Source organism: Bacillus sp. FJAT-18017 (genome assembly GCF_001278805.1).
In the GTDB taxonomy this organism is placed as follows: domain Bacteria; phylum Bacillota; class Bacilli; order Bacillales; family Cytobacillaceae; genus Bacillus_D.
In genome coordinates this window covers 33,394-53,520 of record NZ_CP012602.1, presented here as the reverse complement: position 1 = coordinate 53,520, position 20,127 = coordinate 33,394, and the positions used below count along the sequence as shown (strand labels likewise).

The 20,127-nt window shown below is 44.2% G+C and carries 19 protein-coding genes and 1 other annotated feature; all 19 genes read left to right on the top strand.

Annotation, left to right across the window (positions count from 1 at the left end):
• Window position 1: 1 nt before the first annotated feature.
• Window positions 2-1,399 (top strand): cysteine--tRNA ligase, encoded by a 1,398-nt coding sequence (gene cysS / locus AM500_RS00335; protein WP_053597454.1) that lies wholly within the window; start codon window positions 2-4, stop codon window positions 1,397-1,399.
• Window positions 1,400-1,402: 3 nt separating this feature from the next.
• Window positions 1,403-1,831, top strand: coding sequence for a Mini-ribonuclease 3 (locus AM500_RS00330; RefSeq protein WP_053597453.1), 429 nt, complete (start codon window positions 1,403-1,405; stop codon window positions 1,829-1,831).
• Window positions 1,824-2,567: a 23S rRNA (guanosine(2251)-2'-O)-methyltransferase RlmB gene (rlmB, locus tag AM500_RS00325; protein ID WP_053597452.1), complete on the top strand. Its 744-nt coding sequence runs from the start codon at window positions 1,824-1,826 to the stop codon at window positions 2,565-2,567. The genes AM500_RS00330 and rlmB overlap by 8 nt, the downstream gene beginning before the upstream one ends.
• Window positions 2,568-2,569: 2 nt before the next feature.
• Window positions 2,570-3,079: an NYN domain-containing protein gene (locus AM500_RS00320; RefSeq protein WP_043931595.1), complete on the top strand. Its 510-nt coding sequence runs from the start codon at window positions 2,570-2,572 to the stop codon at window positions 3,077-3,079.
• A 63-nt stretch (window positions 3,080-3,142) separates the two neighbouring features.
• Window positions 3,143-3,799, top strand: coding sequence for an RNA polymerase sporulation sigma factor SigH (gene sigH / locus AM500_RS00315; protein ID WP_269432597.1), 657 nt, complete (start codon window positions 3,143-3,145; stop codon window positions 3,797-3,799).
• Between the two features lie 106 nt (window positions 3,800-3,905).
• Window positions 3,906-4,055 (top strand): 50S ribosomal protein L33, encoded by a 150-nt coding sequence (gene rpmG / locus AM500_RS24750; protein ID WP_043931593.1) that lies wholly within the window; start codon window positions 3,906-3,908, stop codon window positions 4,053-4,055.
• 44 nt (window positions 4,056-4,099) lie between these two features.
• Window positions 4,100-4,291 (top strand): preprotein translocase subunit SecE, encoded by a 192-nt coding sequence (secE, locus tag AM500_RS00310; RefSeq protein WP_043931592.1) that lies wholly within the window; start codon window positions 4,100-4,102, stop codon window positions 4,289-4,291.
• A 189-nt stretch (window positions 4,292-4,480) separates the two neighbouring features.
• Window positions 4,481-5,014, top strand: coding sequence for a transcription termination/antitermination protein NusG (gene nusG, locus AM500_RS00305; protein WP_043931590.1), 534 nt, complete (start codon window positions 4,481-4,483; stop codon window positions 5,012-5,014).
• A 383-nt stretch (window positions 5,015-5,397) separates the two neighbouring features.
• Complete coding sequence (gene rplK / locus AM500_RS00295) at window positions 5,398-5,823, top strand: 50S ribosomal protein L11 (protein WP_043931588.1); 426 nt, start codon at window positions 5,398-5,400, stop codon at window positions 5,821-5,823.
• A 206-nt stretch (window positions 5,824-6,029) separates the two neighbouring features.
• Window positions 6,030-6,728, top strand: a complete 699-nt coding sequence (rplA, locus tag AM500_RS00290) for a 50S ribosomal protein L1 (protein WP_043931587.1) — start codon at window positions 6,030-6,032, stop codon at window positions 6,726-6,728.
• A 47-nt stretch (window positions 6,729-6,775) separates the two neighbouring features.
• Window positions 6,776-6,917: a sequence feature (ribosomal protein L10 leader region), on the top strand.
• Window positions 6,918-6,951: 34 nt separating this feature from the next.
• On the top strand, window positions 6,952-7,452 hold the full coding sequence (rplJ, locus tag AM500_RS00285; protein WP_053597449.1) for a 50S ribosomal protein L10: 501 nt from the start codon (window positions 6,952-6,954) through the stop codon (window positions 7,450-7,452).
• Between the two features lie 55 nt (window positions 7,453-7,507).
• Window positions 7,508-7,870, top strand: a complete 363-nt coding sequence (gene rplL / locus AM500_RS00280; protein ID WP_053597448.1) for a 50S ribosomal protein L7/L12 — start codon at window positions 7,508-7,510, stop codon at window positions 7,868-7,870.
• A 275-nt stretch (window positions 7,871-8,145) separates the two neighbouring features.
• Window positions 8,146-8,748: a class I SAM-dependent methyltransferase gene (locus AM500_RS00275; RefSeq protein WP_053597447.1), complete on the top strand. Its 603-nt coding sequence runs from the start codon at window positions 8,146-8,148 to the stop codon at window positions 8,746-8,748.
• 292 nt (window positions 8,749-9,040) lie between these two features.
• Window positions 9,041-12,601 (top strand): DNA-directed RNA polymerase subunit beta, encoded by a 3,561-nt coding sequence (gene rpoB, locus AM500_RS00270; protein WP_053597446.1) that lies wholly within the window; start codon window positions 9,041-9,043, stop codon window positions 12,599-12,601.
• A gap of 115 nt (window positions 12,602-12,716) precedes the next feature.
• A complete protein-coding gene (gene rpoC, locus AM500_RS00265) occupies window positions 12,717-16,313 on the top strand; it encodes a DNA-directed RNA polymerase subunit beta' (RefSeq protein WP_053597445.1) in 3,597 nt (1,198 codons plus the stop codon).
• Window positions 16,314-16,484: 171 nt separating this feature from the next.
• Entirely contained in the window at window positions 16,485-16,733 is a 249-nt protein-coding gene (locus AM500_RS00260; RefSeq protein ID WP_053597444.1) for a 50S ribosomal protein L7ae-like protein, read from the top strand.
• A gap of 102 nt (window positions 16,734-16,835) precedes the next feature.
• Window positions 16,836-17,258 carry a 30S ribosomal protein S12 gene (gene rpsL / locus AM500_RS00255; RefSeq protein ID WP_043931577.1) on the top strand — a complete coding sequence of 141 codons (423 nt, stop codon included), beginning with the start codon at window positions 16,836-16,838 and terminating at the stop codon, window positions 17,256-17,258.
• Window positions 17,259-17,301: 43 nt separating this feature from the next.
• On the top strand, window positions 17,302-17,772 hold the full coding sequence (gene rpsG, locus AM500_RS00250) for a 30S ribosomal protein S7 (RefSeq protein ID WP_043931575.1): 471 nt from the start codon (window positions 17,302-17,304) through the stop codon (window positions 17,770-17,772).
• A gap of 187 nt (window positions 17,773-17,959) precedes the next feature.
• Complete coding sequence (gene fusA / locus AM500_RS00245; RefSeq protein ID WP_053597443.1) at window positions 17,960-20,038, top strand: elongation factor G; 2,079 nt, start codon at window positions 17,960-17,962, stop codon at window positions 20,036-20,038.
• Window positions 20,039-20,127 lie beyond the last annotated feature (89 nt).

Genomic DNA, 20,127 nt, shown 5'->3' with positions numbered 1-20,127 from the left:
TATGGCTATTCAGTTATACAATACACTCACGCGGAAAAAAGAAACTTTCGTTCCGCTTGAAGAGGGAAAAGTAAAAATGTATGTTTGCGGTCCTACCGTATATAACTATATTCATATTGGTAACTCTCGGCCAGCCATTGTTTTTGATACTGTCAGGAGATACCTTGAATTTCGCGGCTACGATGTAAATTATATTTCTAACTTCACCGATGTCGATGACAAGTTAATTCGGGCAGCTAAAGAGCTTGGAGAAGATGTGCCGACAGTGGCTGAAAGATTCATAAATGCTTATTTTGAAGATGTTTCTGCACTGGGCTGCAAAAAAGCCGACCATCACCCGCGTGTTATGGAAAATATGGATGTCATCATCGACTTCATCTCAGAATTGGTTAACAAGGATTATGCTTATGAATCTGAAGGGGATGTCTACTTCAGGACCAGGAAGTTTAACGGCTACGGAAAGTTATCGCATCAATCAATTGATGAACTAAAGGTAGGAGCGCGTATTGAGCGTGGTGAAAAAAAACAGGATGCGCTTGACTTCGCTCTCTGGAAGTCGGCAAAAGAAGGCGAGATTTATTGGGAGAGTCCATGGGGAAATGGGCGCCCTGGCTGGCATATCGAATGCTCCGCAATGGCAAAAAAGTATCTTGGGGATACGATTGACATCCATGCCGGCGGACAGGACTTGGCATTTCCCCATCATGAAAATGAAATAGCCCAATCGGAAGCACTCAATGAAAAAACATTTGCACGCTATTGGATGCATAATGGGTATATCAACATTGATAATGAGAAAATGTCAAAATCGCTTGGGAACTTTGTGCTTGTCCATGACATTATCAAGCAGCATGATCCACAGGTTCTTCGGTTCTTTATGTTATCTGTTCATTATCGGAACCCAATTAACTATAGTGAAGAATTGCTTGAAAATACAAAGACTGCATTTGAGAGACTCAAGACTTCCTATCAAAACCTTCAGCACAGGCTCGATTCGAGTAGCGGCTTGACCTCTAACAATGCAGAGTGGATTGCGGAAGTTGACAGATTGAGGGAACAATTTATCCGGGAGATGGACGATGATTTTAATACTGCAAATGCTGTATCCGTCTTGTTTGACCTGTCAAAGCAGGCAAACCAATATCTCCTTGAAAAGAATACATCAGTCGAAGTAATTAACCGATTTATTACAGAGTTCGATCAGCTTTTCGAGGTGCTGGGCCTAAAAATAGCTACCGAGGAACTGCTTGATGAAGAAGTTGAGTTATTGATAGAAAAACGCAATCAGGCAAGGAAGGAACGGAATTTCCAGCTCTCCGATGAAATCAGAGACCAACTGAAAGCAATGAATATCATACTGGAAGATACGCCTCAGGGTACCCGATGGAAAAGAGGCTGACACATGCTCGAATATGAAACAACAATAGATGAAAAACAGCTTAATAGCCTTGCGCTGGCTTATATGGGAGATGCGGTTTTTGAGGTGTATGTGCGGCGCCATCTGCTCCAGGCCGGTACTGTCCGGCCGCATCGGCTCCATGTCGAAGCAACAAAATATGTTTCTGCAAAGGCGCAATCTCGAATTTTATACTTTTTTCTTGAAGAAAAGTTTTTAACAGATGAAGAACTGGCAGTCGTTAAAAGAGGAAGAAATGCCAAGTCGGGTTCTGTCCCTAAAAACACAGATGTAGTAACGTACCGTCATAGCACCGCCTTTGAAGCATTAATGGGCTTTTTATACCTGGGAGGCAAGATAGAACGGCTTGAGGAAGTAATTAAAGCAGCATTTGACTATGTAGAGGACATGATAGGGAGGAAAAAGGATGAGTGAAGATATAATCATTGGTAAAAACCCGGTCCTTGAAGCCTTAAGGTCGCATCGTGATATCAACAAAATCCTAATAGCAGAAGGTTCCCAGCGCGGCCAAATGCACCAAATAACGGAACTTGCTAAAGAAGCGAATGCCATCGTTCAATATGTTCCAAAGAAAAAGATTGACCAATTGACGGAAGGAAACCACCAAGGAGTCCTGGCATATGTCGCAGCATATAAATACGCTGAGGTGGACGACCTCTTTAAAGCTGCGAGGGAAAAAGGGGAGGAACCATTCTTCCTTATTCTTGATGAAGTCGAGGACCCTCATAACCTTGGATCTATTATGCGCACCGCGGATGCGGTTGGGGCGCATGGCATCATCATTCCAAAACGCCGCGCGGTCGGCCTTACCTCTACAGTTGCCAAAGCTTCTACCGGGGCAATTGAATATGTACCAGTAGCTAGGGTAACCAATTTAGCGAGGACAATTGAGGAATTAAAGGAACAAGGCGTCTGGATAGCAGGAACCGATGCAAAGGGGAGCAAGGATTATAGGCAACAGGACTTTACCCTTCCTTTGGGCCTTGTCATCGGCAGCGAAGGAAAAGGGATGGGGAGACTTATCAGAGAAAAATGTGACTTTCTTGTTCATTTGCCGATGGCAGGCAAGGTTACATCACTGAATGCCTCTGTTGCTGCTGCTTTGTTAATGTACGAGGTTTACCGGAGTCGCCATCCGCTTGGAGGCTAGAAATGGATATCCTTCTTGTTGATGGTTACAACATCATTGGAGCCTGGCCTGAATTAAAGGACCTGAAAATTAAGGATCTTCCTGCGGCAAGGGACAGGCTTGTGGAATTGATGGCTGAATATCAAGGTTACACTGGCTATAGGGTTATTGTTGTTTTTGATGCCCAATATGTGCAGGGAATCGCAAAAAAGTATAGGAATCATCAAGTTGAGGTTATTTTTACAAAGGAAAATGAAACTGCCGACGAAAGAATTGAAAAAATGGCCATTCAACTGGGCAATCGGAAAACACAGATTCATGTTGCTACCTCCGATTTTACTGAGCAGTGGGCCATTTTTGGACAAGGTGCCTTAAGGAAATCAGCGCGTGAGCTTATGATTGAGATGAATGTTCTTTCAAAGAAGATTGAAAAAAGAGTTCAGCGGATTCAGGAAAAGAAACCCCCGATCCGAATCCCAATTAGTGAAGAAATGGCAGAAATATTTGAAAAATGGCGCAGAGGCCAAAAATGACCGTTGACGCTGAAAAAACCAGTACTGTATAATATTTCTATCTATGCATGTGCATGCGGAGGGATCTCAGTGGGTGTGGATGTAAGAGCGAGGGCAGGCAACAGTTTTCTGGCCATGGAAGACGAAGAGATTGTTTATTTAGTGCATAGTGGAGATAGCGATGCCCTGGATTACTTAATCCACAAATACCGCAACTTTGTCCGGGCAAAGGCACGTTCTTATTTCTTGATTGGGGCAGACAAGGAAGATATCGTCCAGGAAGGGATGATAGGCCTGTATAAGGCAATCCGGGATTTCAAGGACGATAAGCTGACATCCTTCAAGGCGTTTGCTGAACTATGTATTACAAGGCAAATCATTACTGCGATTAAAACAGCGACAAGGCAAAAACATATTCCGCTAAATTCTTATGTATCGTTGGACAAGCCTATTTTTGATGATGAAAGCGACCGGACCTTGATGGATGTTTTAAGTGGTGCCAAGGTAACGGACCCAGAACAGTTAATTATCAATCAGGAAGAATACGACCATATTGAAGTGAAAATGGCTGAGCTTTTGAGTGACCTTGAGCGCCAGGTTTTGGCATTATATCTCGATGGCCAATCATACCAGGAAATATCAGAAGGGCTTAACAGGCATGTGAAATCAATTGACAATGCCCTTCAGCGTGTCAAAAGAAAGCTGGAGCGATACCTTGAACTCCGTGAATACTCACATTGATTCATAAAGGCTTTTATTTTGTAAGGAACCAGTTCCATGCCGTATTGACAGTTATTGGTCCTCATGTTACAGTTTTATAGACAAAAAAATGGCAGCAGGTGTCGATATGGCGAAAAAAGCAGTTCTTGCCTGTGCCGCTTGTGGTTCACGGAATTACACCGTTACAGCAAGCAGCCGGGTTAAGGATGAACGGCTTGAGTTAAAAAAGTTTTGCAAAACCTGTAACGCTTCGACGGTTCACAAAGAAACCAGATAGGAGCGATGAGGGATTGTTCATAAGGATAGATGGGGGTTACAAACATGAATTTTTTCCGTGGAATTCCTAATTTTTTTCGTGAAGTCGCCCGTGAAATGAGGAAAGTAAGCTGGCCGAGGCGCAAGGAGCTTACCCGCTATACTATTACAGTTATTACCACTGTCGCTGTTTTTGCTGTATTCTTTGCGATTGTCGATTTGGGAATTTCAAAGGTTATCCGCTTAATTCTTGAATAAGTAATGCTTGTTCATGGTATAATGGAAAATAATGCAGGAAATTATTACAAAGCCCGGTAAAAACGGGTTTTTTCATTTGTCCTAAAAGTTCGAGTGGCTGGTGCGTCCGTATACCTGCCACTATTTTAAGGATGTTAAGGCGATAAAGGAAGAAAAAATGCAGGGAGGGACGGACGTTAGTCCTTGAAAATGGAAAAGAACTGGTATGTAGTCCATACGTACTCCGGCTATGAAAATAAGGTAAAAGCAAACCTTGAGAAACGTGTTGAATCAATGGGTATGCAGGATAAGATTTTTCGAGTTGTTGTACCGGAAGAAGAAGAAACAGATATTAAGAATGGTAAAAAGAAAGTTGTCAAAAAGAAAGTGTTCCCGGGATATGTGCTTGTTGAGATTGTAATGACAGACGACTCTTGGTATGTAGTCCGAAATACTCCAGGCGTTACCGGGTTTGTTGGTTCGGCAGGCTCTGGATCAAAGCCGACGCCACTTCTGCCAGAAGAGGTTACCATGATTTTGAAACGAATGGGCTTTGAAGAGAAGCGGGTTGATCTTAACTTTGAGATTGGGGAAACTGTCAAGGTTAAAGAAGGTCCTTTTACAAACAAGACCGGTATTATCGAAGAGATGGACAAAACCAAATCCAAACTTCGTGTACTAGTTGACATGTTCGGCCGTGATACTCCGGTTGAACTAGATGTATCCCAGGTTGACAAACTATAGGTACGATTATATCGTGGCGACCTTCCACTGATGGTCAGACACGCAAAGGGTTTCTCTTAGGGTTGACCCTTAGTGGAATCCTGCTTGCCTATCAGGTATTTTTAGTTAATTACCAGAGTTAACGGTATTTTTAAAGGACTGCATGTAGCTGAAGCTTGTGGCGAAGGAATACTTTCTGTTGATGGCGGTCAAGAAAAACAAATCCAATTTGTAAAATAACTTGAAATCACCAGTGAAAAGTGGTAACATTTCAAAGGTCAGTATGTCTTGGACAATAAACCGGACATTTGCCATGCCTTTATTCTCTAATGAAGGCTTTTATATGAGTGGGAGGGGTAGAACCCCTATTACCACATCACGGACTTTTTAAGGAGGTGTGTCTCGTGGCTAAAAAAGTAATTAAGATGGTTAAATTGCAAATTCCTGCTGGAAAAGCTAACCCTGCGCCGCCGGTTGGTCCTGCATTGGGTCAAGCTGGTGTTAACATCATGGGATTCTGTAAGGAATTTAACGCTCGTACAGCGGACCAAGCAGGTCTGATCATTCCTGTTGAAATTACGGTTTTTGAAGACCGTTCATTTACATTTATTACGAAAACCCCTCCAGCTGCAGTTCTATTGAAAGTTGCAGCCGGAATCCAGTCTGGTTCTGGCCAGCCTAACCGTAATAAAGTAGCAACAGTTAAGCGCGACAAGGTGCGCGAGATTGCTGAACAGAAAATGCCTGACCTGAATGCGGCCAGCGTTGAAGCAGCAATGCGCATGGTTGAAGGTACTGCGCGCAGCATGGGTATTGTCATCGAAGACTAATCCCTGCTAGTTCTGTGAGATGATGGGGTTGCGTAGCTGATTGGCACACGCAACCTTTATTCTGTCTTAAGGAAACAGTATTTGAAATCATATAGGAATCCTTAGATTTCTCGTCGAACAAAGTTGTGTTCCGAAAGGTGTATCGCACCTTTTAAAAGTGGGAGGTCCAATTCCGTTAAAACCACAAATCAAGGAGGAAATTTAAAATGGCTAAGAAAAGCAAAAAGTATCTTGAAGCTGCTAAGCTTGTAGACCGTACAAAAGCTTATCCGCTTGCTGAAGCAATTGAACTTGCAAAGAAAACTAACTATACTAAATTCGATGCAACTCTTGAAGTTGCCTTCCGTCTTGGCGTAGACCCTAAAAAAGCTGACCAGCAAATTCGTGGAGCAGTAGTGCTTCCGAACGGAACTGGTAAAACTCAGCGTGTCCTCGTTTTCGCTAAAGGCGAAAAAGTGAAGGAAGCTGAAGCAGCTGGTGCAGATTATGTCGGCGATGCAGAGTTCATTACCAAAATCCAACAAGGCTGGTTTGACTTCGATGTTATCGTTGCAACTCCAGACATGATGGGTGAGGTTGGTAAGCTTGGCCGCGTACTAGGACCTAAAGGCCTTATGCCTAACCCAAAAACAGGTACAGTTACATTTGATGTAACTCGCGCTGTTAATGAAATTAAAGCTGGTAAAGTAGAATACCGTGTTGATAAAGCTGGGAACATCCATGTTCCAATCGGTAAAGCTTCTTTCGAAAACGAAAAGCTTGCTGAAAACTTCAAGACTGTTTTCGAAACAATGCTTAAAGCGAAGCCGGCTGCTGCTAAAGGCACTTACATGAAGAACGTAACAGTTGCTTCTACAATGGGCCCTGGCGTAAAAGTAGATCCAGCATCTGTAACAACAAAATAAGATATTGACAAACAGTTATCAATTTGATAAGATTGATTCTGTTGTTTGAATTTCATACATTTGTACCGAAGACAGCAGGGGCCCAGCGGCTTAATTTCCTGCCGAGGGAATACGATAGAATGAGCCAGTGAAATGGCTATTGTATTATGCCTCCATGTCTTACGGATATGGAGGCTTTTATTTGCCCGGTATAAATGCCATTAATTCCACAGGAGGTGTAATAATGAGCAGCGCTATTGAACAAAAGAAACTGATCGTCGATGAAATCGCCGAAAAATTCAAAAACAGCGTTACATCCGTAGTTGTTGATTACCGCGGATTGAATGTTGCCGAAGTAACTGAGCTTCGTAAACAACTTCGCGAAGCAGGTGTCGAGTTCAAGGTTTACAAGAACTCAATGACACGCCGCGCGGCTGAAGCGAATGGCTTTGAAGGATTGAACGAGTCTTTGACTGGTCCTAATGCTATTGCATTCAGTAATGAAGATGTTGTAGCTCCAGCAAAAATCATTAACGATTTTGCTAAAAAACATGAAGCTCTTGAAATCAAGGCTGGTGTTATCGAAGGGAACATTGCAACTGTAGCGGAAATTCAAGCTCTTGCAGAGCTGCCATCCCGCGAAGGCTTGCTTTCCATGCTCCTCAGCGTGCTTCAAGCACCTATCCGCAATCTTGCTCTTGCTACAAAGGCTGTTGCAGAACAGAAAGAAGAACAAGGCGCGTAAGCTAAACGTTTTCGCTTTACAATAAACCAAACAAATTTAAGGAGGAACTTCCACAATGACTAAAGAACAAATCATTGAAGCGGTTAAGTCCATGACTGTATTGGAACTTAACGACCTAGTAAAAGCAATTGAAGAAGAATTTGGCGTAACTGCAGCTGCACCTGTAGCTGTTGCTGGTGGCGCTGCTGGCCCAGTTGCTGAAGAGCAAACTGAGTTTGATGTAATTCTTGCATCTGCTGGCGACCAAAAAATCAAAGTTATCAAGGTTGTTCGTGAAATCACAGGCCTTGGACTTAAAGAAGCAAAAGATCTTGTTGACAACACTCCAAAGGCAGTCAAAGAAGGCGTTTCTAAAGAAGATGCTGAAGCTATCAAAGCTAAGCTTGATGAAGTTGGAGCTAACGTCGAAGTTAAGTAATTACCCTAGTGAAAAGCTCGCTGCATAAGCGGGCTTTTTTGCATGAAAAGCGAAAGCGCCCGTTCAGCGCCGTATGACCTCCTCGAAAATCCTCATAACGCTATCGCGTAATTTCGTGAGATGCTTATGCTGCCGAAGGACACTTGGCGCTGCAGCTAGACAAGTAGAAAAGCGAAAGCGCCGTTTTAAGCTGGCCGATGTTTTTGCTTTTTGATGGCCTGATAGCTATAATACGTTTCTAGGACAATTCTGTTATATTCCTGGAGGTGAAGCTTATGTCGGAACATTATTATTCCAAAAAGCCGAGTTCAGAAAGTTCTCCGAAACATTGGGACTTTACATTAAGGGGCGAGAGGCTTCGATTTAAAACTGACAATGGGGTTTTTTCGAGAAATGAAGTTGACTTCGGGTCAAGGCTTTTAATTGAGACTTTTATACCCACGGATCTGGATGGGCCGATGCTTGATGTTGGCTGCGGATATGGACCTATTGGTCTTGCCCTTGCCAAAACGTTTACGGACCGGATTGTACATATGGTTGATGTAAATGAGCGTGCACTAGAGCTTGCTGTAGAAAATGCAAAAGCCAATGGGATTGAGAACGTTAAGATTTATGAAAGTGACAGGCTTCATAATGTGAAGGAGACTGGGTTTTCTGTAATTCTGACAAACCCGCCTATTCGTGCGGGGAAGAAGACAGTCCATGATATCTTTTCTCAGAGCCGGGAATTACTGGCTAAGGAAGGAGAGTTGTGGGTAGTTATTCAAAAGAAACAAGGGGCACCTTCTGCTTTGGATAAGTTGAACGAGCTTTTTGGTGATGTAACAATCGTTGATAAGGAAAAAGGTTATTACATTATTAGGGCAAAAAACATTTGACTGACATATGCTACTATGTTAATATTATAAAATGCCATCATCATCTTTTTTATGCCTTCCGAAAAAGTCAAGCTTTTTTTACTAAATGGGGTAAGATTCCTGTTTAGTTGGACTTATTTTGTATAAAAATGGTATGGAAAGGAAAGGATGACAAAATAATAATAGGTAAAATGTGAAAAATGTGGTTTTTGGAGAGTCAAAACCCTTTTTCTTTTTGTCTGTTGCTATGGTTACTGCCTGGCGACAGGCGCAGATAGATTTACAATAACGCTTGATTTGAGGGGTGAATCAGTTGACAGGTCAACTAGTTCAGTATGGACGACACCGCCAACGAAGAAGTTACGCGCGAATCAGTGAAGTTTTAGAATTACCAAATCTAATTGAAATCCAAACCTCTTCTTATCAATGGTTTCTTGATGAGGGACTGCGTGAAATGTTCCAGGATATTTCACCGATTGAAGACTTTACTGGTAACCTATCTCTAGAATTTATTGATTATAGCCTTGGCGATCCGAAATATTCCGTTGAGGAATCAAAGGAACGGGATGTTACATATGCAGCACCATTGCGTGTAAAAGTGCGTCTCGTCAACAAAGAAACAGGGGAAGTTAAAGACCAGGATGTTTTCATGGGCGATTTCCCGCTTATGACAGAAACTGGCACGTTCGTCATCAATGGTGCGGAGCGTGTTATCGTTTCCCAGCTTGTACGTTCTCCGAGCGTATATTACAGCGGGAAGCTAGATAAAAACGGTAAAAAAGGTTTTACTGCAACCGTTATTCCGAACCGCGGCGCATGGCTTGAGTATGAAACAGATGCCAAGGACGTCGTATACGTCAGGATAGATCGTACAAGGAAACTCCCAGTTACGGTTCTTTTGCGTGCGCTTGGGTTCGGCTCTGATCAAGAAATCATCGACCTCATTGGCGACAATGAGTATCTCCGCAATACACTGGAAAAAGACAATACCGACAGCATTGAAAAAGCTTTGCTTGAAATCTACGAAAGGCTTCGCCCGGGCGAACCGCCTACAGTAGAAAATGCGAAGAGCCTTATTATTTCGCGCTTTTTTGACCCGAAACGTTATGATTTAGCGAGTGTAGGCCGTTATAAAATCAACAAGAAGCTCCATATTAAAAACCGGCTTTTTGGACAGCGGCTCGCGGAAGCACTGGTTGATCCTGAAACAGGTGAAATCCTTGCTGAAGCAGGCACTCTTCTTGACCGCAGGAACTTGGATCGGATTATTCCTGCCCTTGAAAAGAATATCAATATGTATAGCTATCAGCCTGGAGGCACCGTTATTGAAGGTGATGTTGTCCTTCAGAGCATCAAGATTTTTGCTCCAACAGATGACAATGAAAAAGTCATCAATATTTTGAGTAATGCATATGTACCTGAGCCAATAAAGAACATTACTCCTGCTGATATTATTTCGACAATCAGTTATTTCTTCAATCTGCTTCATGGAGTGGGAGATACTGACGATATTGACCATCTTGGAAACCGCCGCCTTCGCTCTGTAGGGGAATTGTTGCAAAACCAATTCCGTATCGGTTTATCAAGGATGGAGCGTGTGGTTCGTGAGCGGATGTCCATTCAGGATACAGCTACAATCACGCCGCAGCAGCTGATCAATATCCGACCGGTCATTGCTTCAATTAAAGAGTTCTTTGGGAGCTCTCAGCTTTCCCAGTTCATGGACCAAACCAACCCGCTTGCTGAATTGACGCACAAACGCCGTCTTTCTGCACTCGGACCGGGTGGTCTGACACGTGAGCGTGCAGGCTTTGAAGTTCGTGACGTTCACTATTCCCATTACGGGCGTATGTGTCCGATTGAAACACCTGAAGGACCGAATATTGGCTTGATCAACTCACTTTCATCCTTTGCGAAAGTGAACAGGTTTGGCTTTATTGAAACACCATACCGCAGAATTGACCCTGAAACAGGCAAAGTGACGGACAGAATTGACTACCTTACAGCGGATGAAGAGGATCTTTATGTTGTTGCGCAGGCAAATGCGCGTCTAGACGACGATGGCACTTTCCTTGATGAAGATGTTGTTGCACGCTTCCGCGGTGAAAACACTGTAGTAGCGCGTGAACGGATCGATTATATGGATGTATCGCCGAAACAGGTAGTATCTGCTGCGACCGCATGCATTCCGTTCCTTGAAAACGATGACTCAAACCGTGCTCTTATGGGTGCTAACATGCAGCGTCAGGCTGTGCCTCTTATGCAGCCGGAAGCCCCAAGAGTTGGGACAGGTATGGAACACGTATCTGCCAAGGACTCAGGTGCTGCTGTTATATGTAAACACGAGGGTATCGTTGAACATGTTGAGGCCCGTGAAGTCTGGGTGCGCCGTGTTAAGGAGATTGATGGTAACGAAGTTAAGGGTGACCTTGATAAATATCGCATGCTGAAATTTATTCGCTCCAACCAGGGAACTTGTTATAACCAGCGCCCAATTGTTTCAGTGGGTGACCGAGTAACAAAAGGCGAGATTTTGGCTGATGGTCCATCCATGGAAAAAGGCGAACTGGCTCTTGGCCGGAACGTACTAGTGGCATTTGTTAACTGGGATGGCTATAACTATGAAGATGCAATCATCATGAGCGAGCGCCTTGTTAAAGATGATGTGTATACCTCTATCCATATTGAAGAATATGAATCAGAGTCCCGTGATACAAAGCTTGGACCTGAAGAAATTACTCGTGATATTCCGAATGTTGGGGAAGATGCGCTTCGGAATCTGGATGAGCGTGGAATTATCCGCATTGGCGCGGAGGTTAAAGATGGTGATCTGCTTGTAGGAAAGGTAACGCCTAAAGGTGTAACTGAACTGACAGCAGAAGAGCGCTTGCTCCACGCAATCTTTGGCGAGAAAGCCCGGGAAGTACGGGATACGTCACTCCGTGTACCACATGGCGGCGGTGGAATTGTCCATGATGTAAAAGTCTTCAACCGTGAAGATGGGGATGAACTCCCTCCAGGTGTAAACCAGTTAGTCCGTGTCTATATCGTTCAGAAACGTAAAATTCACGAAGGCGATAAGATGGCGGGACGCCACGGAAACAAAGGGGTAATTTCCCGCATACTTCCTGAAGAGGATATGCCGTACCTGCCAGATGGTGCACCGGTTGATATCATGCTGAACCCTCTTGGGGTTCCATCTCGTATGAATATAGGACAGGTGCTAGAGCTCCATCTTGGGATGGCAGCTAGGGCACTGGGCATCCACGTAGCATCACCGGTATTTGACGGTGCTACCGAAGAAGATGTATGGTCAACGATTGAGGAAGCTGGAATGGCCCGCGATGCCAAGACCGTCCTTTATGATGGACGAACAGGCGAACCTTTTGACAACCGGGTTTCTGTTGGTGTCATGTATATGATCAAGCTTGCTCACATGGTTGATGATAAACTTCACGCTCGTTCGACTGGCCCGTACTCACTTGTTACGCAGCAGCCTCTTGGCGGTAAAGCTCAGTTTGGCGGACAGCGTTTCGGTGAGATGGAAGTTTGGGCACTTGAAGCATACGGTGCTGCCTATACATTGCAAGAAATCCTCACTGTTAAATCCGATGATGTAGTCGGACGCGTGAAGACATACGAGGCAATCGTAAAAGGTGAGAATGTACCGGAACCAGGTGTTCCAGAATCATTTAAAGTATTAATTAAAGAGCTTCAAAGCCTTGGTATGGATGTCAAGATCCTATCCGGTGATGAAGAGGAAATAGAAATGCGTGACCTTGAAGATGATGATGATATGCAGCAGGTTGATACATTGACAATTGCGCCAGAATCACAAAACTTCGAGTCTGAAAAAGTAGGTTCCAAAGAATAGCTTCAAAAGAGTAACAAACCACAGCTTACCCGGGTTGCATGGATAGATAGGCGCTCGGGAAAGGCTGTGTCTAGCTACAGGGTAAAACCTGGAGATTAAAAGGGAGGTAGGCCCCTTGCTTGATGTTAATAATTTTGAGTATATGAAAATCGGTCTTGCATCACCTGATAAAATTCGTTCATGGTCTTTTGGTGAAGTCAAGAAGCCTGAAACAATTAACTATCGTACATTGAAGCCGGAAAAAGACGGTTTGTTCTGTGAGAGAATTTTCGGACCTACAAAGGACTGGGAATGCCATTGCGGAAAATACAAGCGTGTCCGCTACAAAGGTGTTGTCTGTGATCGATGCGGCGTTGAAGTAACACGCGCCAAAGTGCGCCGTGAACGAATGGGCCACATTGAGCTAGCAGCTCCTGTTTCTCATATCTGGTATTTCAAAGGAATTCCTAGCCGAATGGGGCTTGTCCTGGACATGTCACCTCGTGCTCTGGAGGAAGTTATTTACTTTGCATCTTATGTTGTTACTGAAACAGGCGAAACAAGCCTTGAAAAGAAGCAACTCCTTTCAGAGAAGGAATACCGTGCTTATCGTGAAAAGTATGGAAACAAGTTCCAGGCCTCTATGGGTGCCGAAGCAATAAAGAAATTACTTTCGGATATCGACCTCAATAAAGAAGCCGATACGCTGAAGGAAGAATTAAAAACCGCGCAGGGACAAAGGCGTACACGGGCAATTAAACGTCTTGAAGTAATCGAAGCTTTTCGTGGATCGGGAAATGAACCGTCTTGGATGATTCTTGATGTACTTCCGGTTATCCCGCCGGAACTTCGCCCGATGGTTCAGTTGGATGGCGGACGCTTTGCGACTTCTGACCTGAATGACCTGTACCGTCGCGTTATTAACAGAAACAACCGCTTGAAGCGCCTTCTAGATCTGGGTGCTCCTAGCATTATCGTCCAAAATGAAAAGCGTATGCTTCAGGAAGCAGTAGATGCGCTAATCGATAACGGCCGCCGCGGCCGTCCTGTAACAGGGCCTGGAAACCGCCCATTGAAATCTCTTTCGCACATGCTGAAAGGAAAACAGGGACGTTTCCGCCAAAACCTTCTTGGTAAACGTGTTGACTATTCAGGGCGTTCGGTAATCGTTGTAGGTCCGAACCTGAAAATGTATCAGTGCGGACTGCCTAAGGAAATGGCACTTGAGTTATTCAAGCCATTCGTCATGAAGGAATTGGTTGAGAAGGGTCTTGCCCATAATATAAAATCTGCCAAGCGCAAAATAGAACGCGTTCAGCCGGAAGTTTGGGATGTACTTGAAGACGTAATCAGGGAGCACCCAGTCCTTTTAAACCGTGCCCCTACACTGCACAGGCTTGGTATTCAGGCGTTCGAACCAACTTTGGTAGAGGGCCGTGCCATTCGTCTTCATCCGCTCGTATGTACAGCATATAACGCTGACTTTGACGGAGACCAGATGGCTGTACACGTACCGCTTTCCGCAGAAGCTCAGGCAGAAGCACGCTTACTGATGCTGGCAGCTCAGAACATATTGAATCCGAAAGACGGAAAACCTGTTGTAACTCCTTCTCAGGATATGGTACTGGGTAACTACTACTTGACTCTTGAACGTGAAGGTACAATGGGTGAAGGTATGATTTTCAAAGATACAAATGAAGCCCTGATTGCATATCAAAATGGTTATGTTCATCTGCATACTAGGGTAGCAGTCCATGCGGGATCGTTGAATAATGAAACTTTCACCGATGAACAAAACAGCCAGCTGTTATTGACGACTGTCGGCAAACTCATATTCAATGAAATTTTGCCAAAATCTTTCCCATATATCAATGAACCAACGAAAGATAATCTTGAAGTAAAAACCCCAGAAAAGTATTTTGTTGAAAGAGGTACTGATATACCGGCGCGAATTAAGGAAATGCCGCTTGTCGAACCTTTTAAGAAAAAAATACTTGGCAACATCATTGCAGAAGTGTTTAAACGCTTCAAGATTACTGAAACGTCCAAAATGCTTGACCGCATGAAGGATCTTGGATTCAAATATTCAACAAAAGCCGGCATCACTGTCGGTGTTGCTGACATCGTTGTATTGGGTGAAAAAGAAGAGATACTTAGTGAATCTCAGAAAAAGGTTGATAATGTTCAGAAACAGTTCAGACGCGGTTTGATCACCGAAGATGAGCGCTATGATCGTGTCATTTCAATCTGGAGCCAAGCGAAGGATACTATTCAGGGTAAACTTATGAACTCCCTGAATAAAACAAACCCAATTTTCATGATGAGTGACTCCGGTGCCCGGGGTAACGCATCCAACTTTACACAGCTTGCAGGTATGCGGGGTCTGATGGCCAACCCGGCTGGACGAATCATCGAGTTGCCAATTAAGTCGTCCTTCCGTGAAGGTCTGACAGTATTGGAATACTTTATATCTACTCATGGTGCCCGTAAAGGTCTTGCTGATACAGCCCTTAAAACAGCTGACTCTGGTTACCTTACCCGCCGTCTTGTTGATGTTGCCCAGGATGTCATCGTCCGTGACGATGACTGCGGAACGGACCGAGGATTGCACGTCCGTGCACTTAAAGACGGTACGGAAGTAATTGAAGCACTTGATGAACGCCTAATCGGCCGTTATGCAAGAAGGAATATTAAACACCCTGAAACAGGTGATATTATTGTTCCAGAAAATGGCTTGATTACTGAAGACTTGGCTGTGCAGATCGTTAATGTAGGCATTGAGGAAGTTCAAATCCGTTCAGCATTTACATGTAACACCCGACATGGAGTATGTAAGAAGTGCTACGGACGAAACTTGGCAACTGGACAGGAAGTCGAGGTCGGAGAAGCGGTTGGTATTATCGCGGCTCAGTCTATCGGGGAACCGGGTACACAGCTTACAATGCGTACATTCCATACGGGCGGCGTTGCTGGTGACGATATTACCCAAGGTTTGCCACGTATCCAGGAATTGTTTGAAGCTCGTAATCCAAAAGGCCAGGCTGTTATTGCTGAACTCGAGGGTGTCGTTGTTGGTATTAACGAGGGAAGGGACCGCCAGCATGAAATTGTGGTACAGGGAGAAGTTGAGTCAAAAACTTACTCAGCCCCATATACTGCAAGGCTAAAGGTTGCAGTTAATGATCGTGTACTAAGAGGCCAGGAACTAACAGAAGGTTCTATTGATCCAAAAGAACTCCTGAAAGTAACCGATGTCGGTTCAGTCCAAGAATATCTGCTTCGTGAGGTACAAAAGGTATATAGGATGCAAGGTGTTGAAATTGGTGACAAGCATATTGAAGTAATGGTCCGTCAAATGCTGCGTAAGGTGCGTGTCATTGATGCCGGAGAGACAGATGTCCTCCCGGGTATGCTGCTAGATATTCACCAGTTTACCGATGCAAACGGTAAGGCGCTGTTAAATGGAAAAATGCCTGCCACAGGTCGCCCGGTACTTCTGGGTATTACAAAGGCGTCTCTTGAAACAGATTCATTCCTTTCTGCAGCATCCTTCCAGGAAACAACAAGAGTCCTTACAGATGCAGCCATCAAAGGTAAACGCGATGAACTGCTTGGCTTGAAAGAGAATGTCATTATCGGGAAATTGATTCCTGCGGGAACAGGTATGCAGCGTTATCGTAAGGCAGAGCCGGTTCTTAAAGGTGAACAAACTGATCAAGTACCTGTAGAATAAATTTTATTTTGAATGCAAGACAGAAACCGGCATCAGCCAAAAAAGGCTGGTGCCAGTTTTTGGAATGTATTTTTGAGGAAAAAAGTTAAATGTTATGTTGACAAAAGAATTCTCATGGTGGTAATATAGCAAAGGTGCTCCTATTAGCAAGTGCTTTGGAGGATATGAAAAATGTCTTATGAAAAAGTATTGCAAGCGAGGAAACTCATAATAGGAATCAAGCAAACAGCCAAAGCTCTCGAAGACGGGAGTGTAAAAGAGCTGGTGATTGCTACTGATGCTGACCAGAAACTGACAGCAACCGCAGTGGGAATCGCTCAAAAGCTTGGAGTTCCTATACTGTATGTCGATTCCATGAAAAAACTCGGAAAGGCAAGCGGTATTAAAGTAGGAACTGCGGCTGTAGCTATTATCCGATAAAAACTGTTTTTGCAGATGCTGCTGCAAGAACTTTGTTTTTGCTAAAAAAAGAACCACCTGGATGTGTGGGACTACAAAAGATGTGAAGGGAGGAAAAATACAATGCCTACAATTAACCAATTAGTACGCAAGCCTCGTCAATCTGTAGAGGAGACTTCAAAATCCCCTGCATTGAACAAAGGCTATAACAGCTTCAAAAAAGCTCAAACTAACGTATCTTCTCCACAAAAGCGTGGTGTTTGCACCCGTGTTGGTACAATGACTCCAAAGAAACCGAACTCAGCGCTTCGTAAATATGCTCGTGTTCGCTTGACTAACGGTATCGAGGTAACAGCTTACATCCCTGGTATTGGCCATAACCTGCAAGAACACAGTGTTGTTCTTATCCGTGGCGGCCGTGTAAAAGACTTACCGGGTGTTCGTTACCACATCGTACGTGGCGCTCTTGATACTGCAGGTGTAAACAACCGTATGCAAGGCCGTTCCAAATATGGAACAAAGCGTCCTAAAGCTGCAAAGAAATAAATGAAAACACTAAATAGAAGCTTTTCTGAAAGGAGGAAAAAACATGCCTCGTAAAGGTCCTGTTGCAAAGAGAGACGTATTGCCAGATCCGTTATACAATTCAAAGCTAGTAACTCGTTTGATCAACAAAATGATGATCGACGGTAAAAGAGGTACATCCCAAGCAATTCTTTACAACTCTTTCGATATTATTCGTGAGCGTACTGGTAAAGAGCCAATGGAAGTGTTTGATGCCGCGCTTAAGAACATCATGCCTGTTCTTGAAGTTAAAGCACGCCGTGTTGGTGGTGCAAACTACCAAGTACCAGTAGAGGTGCGCCCTGATCGCCGCACAACTCTTGGTCTTCGTTGGTTAGTAAACTACTCACGCCTTCGCGGTGAGAAGACAATGGAACAGCGTCTTGCTGCTGAAATTATGGATGCAGCAAACAACACTGGTGCTTCTGTCAAGAAGCGCGAAGATACACACAAAATGGCAGAAGCCAACAAAGCATTCGCTCATTACCGCTGGTAGAATGAAAGGCGATTGTGCCTGTTCATTCCCGACAAGTGTTGGAAGCGAAAGCCAACCGTTAGCGGCGTAAGTTAGACAAGCTATAGTTTGCCTGAGCCGGGTTATGTTACCCGGCTTTCCGGGCACCGTCGTACATAGATGCCGGCGGATCCTTAAAAACATTCACACAAGGAAGGAGAAAGACCAAATGGCAAGAGAGTTCTCCTTGGAAAATACTCGCAATATCGGGATTATGGCCCATATTGATGCGGGTAAAACAACCACCACTGAACGCGTGCTTTATTATACTGGGCGTATCCATAAAATTGGTGAAACTCACGAAGGCGCATCCCAGATGGACTGGATGGAACAAGAGCAAGAACGCGGAATCACAATTACTTCCGCTGCAACAACTGCACAATGGAAAGGCCACCGCGTAAACATCATCGATACACCAGGACACGTAGACTTCACAGTTGAGGTTGAACGTTCACTGAGGGTACTTGATGGTGCGGTCGCTGTACTTGACGCCCAATCCGGCGTTGAGCCTCAAACTGAAACAGTTTGGCGCCAGGCGACTACATACGGGGTACCTCGTGTAGTATTCGTTAACAAAATGGATAAGATTGGTGCGGATTTCCTTTATTCAGTAGGCACACTGCATGACCGCCTTCAGGCAAACGCACATCCAATCCAACTTCCAATTGGTGCTGAAGATCAATTTAACGGCATTATCGATCTTGTTGAAATGAAGGCAAGATTCTATGGTAATGATCTTGGTACGGAAATCACTGATGGTGAAATTCCTGCAGAATACCAGGAGCTAGCTGAAGAATACCGCGAAAAGCTTCTTGAAGCGGTCGCTGAACTTGATGAAGAGTTGATGGAAAAATACCTTGGTGGAGAAGAGCTGACTATTGAAGAAATCAAGGCAGCAATCCGTAAAGGTACTACAAATGTTGAATTCTACCCTGTTATTTGCGGTTCCGCATTTAAAAACAAGGGTGTACAATTGATGCTTGATGCAGTAATCGACTATCTTCCATCTCCGCTTGACGTACCTGCAATCAAAGGTATTTTGCCGGATACAGAAGAAGAAGTTGAGCGCCATTCAAGCGATGAAGAGCCATTCTCTGCTCTAGCATTCAAAGTTATGACTGACCCTTATGTTGGTAAACTTACATTCTTCCGTGTTTACTCGGGTACACTTGATTCCGGATCTTATGTACAAAATTCTACTAAGGGCAAGCGTGAGCGTATCGGTCGTATTCTGCAAATGCATGCAAACAGCCGTCAGGAAATCTCCAAGGTTTATGCAGGAGATATCGCTGCTGCAGTAGGTCTGAAAGATACTACAACAGGTGACACTTTGTGTGATGACAAGAATCAAGTTATTCTCGAATCTATGCAGTTCCCTGAGCCAGTAATCCAGCTTTCTGTTGAGCCTAAATCGAAGGCTGACCAAGATAAAATGGGTCAAGCCCTTCAAAAGCTTCAGGAAGAAGACCCAACATTCCGTGCATACACTGACCAGGAAACTGGACAGACAATCATTGCGGGTATGGGTGAACTTCACCTGGATATCCTCGTTGACCGTATGCGCCGTGAGTTCAAGGTAGAAGCAAATGTTGGTGCGCCACAAGTTGCCTACCGTGAAACATTCCGCCAATCTGCACAAGTTGAAGGCAAATTTGCCCGTCAGTCTGGTGGACGCGGACAATATGGACATGTTTGGATTGAATTCTCTCCAAATGAAGAAGGTAAAGGCTTTGAGTTTGTTAATGGTATTGTTGGTGGTGTTGTTCCACGTGAATACATCCCAGCTGTACAAGCAGGACTTGAAGATGCTCTTGATCGAGGCGTTTTGGCAGGCTATCCGCTTGTAGACATTAAAGCCCGTCTTTTCGATGGTTCTTATCATGATGTCGACTCCTCGGAAATGGCGTTTAAGATCGCTGCTTCCATGGCTCTTAAAAATGCGGCATCGAAGTGTGCTCCAGTCATACTCGAGCCAATCATGAAGGTAGAAGTTGTAATCCCTGAAGAATACATGGGTGATATCATGGGTATGCTTACTGCGCGTCGCGGACGTGTTGAAGGAATGGAAGCCCGCGGTAACGCACAGGTAGTCAGGGCGATGGTTCCACTTTCTGAAATGTTCGGTTATGCAACTTCTCTTCGTTCTTCAACACAAGGACGCGGTGTATTCTCAATGCACTTCGACCATTACGAAGAAGTTCCTAAGTCCGTTTCTGAAGAAATCATCAAAAAAAATAAAGGTGAATAATTGATTTTCGCCTTGCAATCAAGTATAACTACTATGTAAGCATAGGCTGAGAGAGTTACTTCTTTCTCAGCCCCTAATAATACTTAACT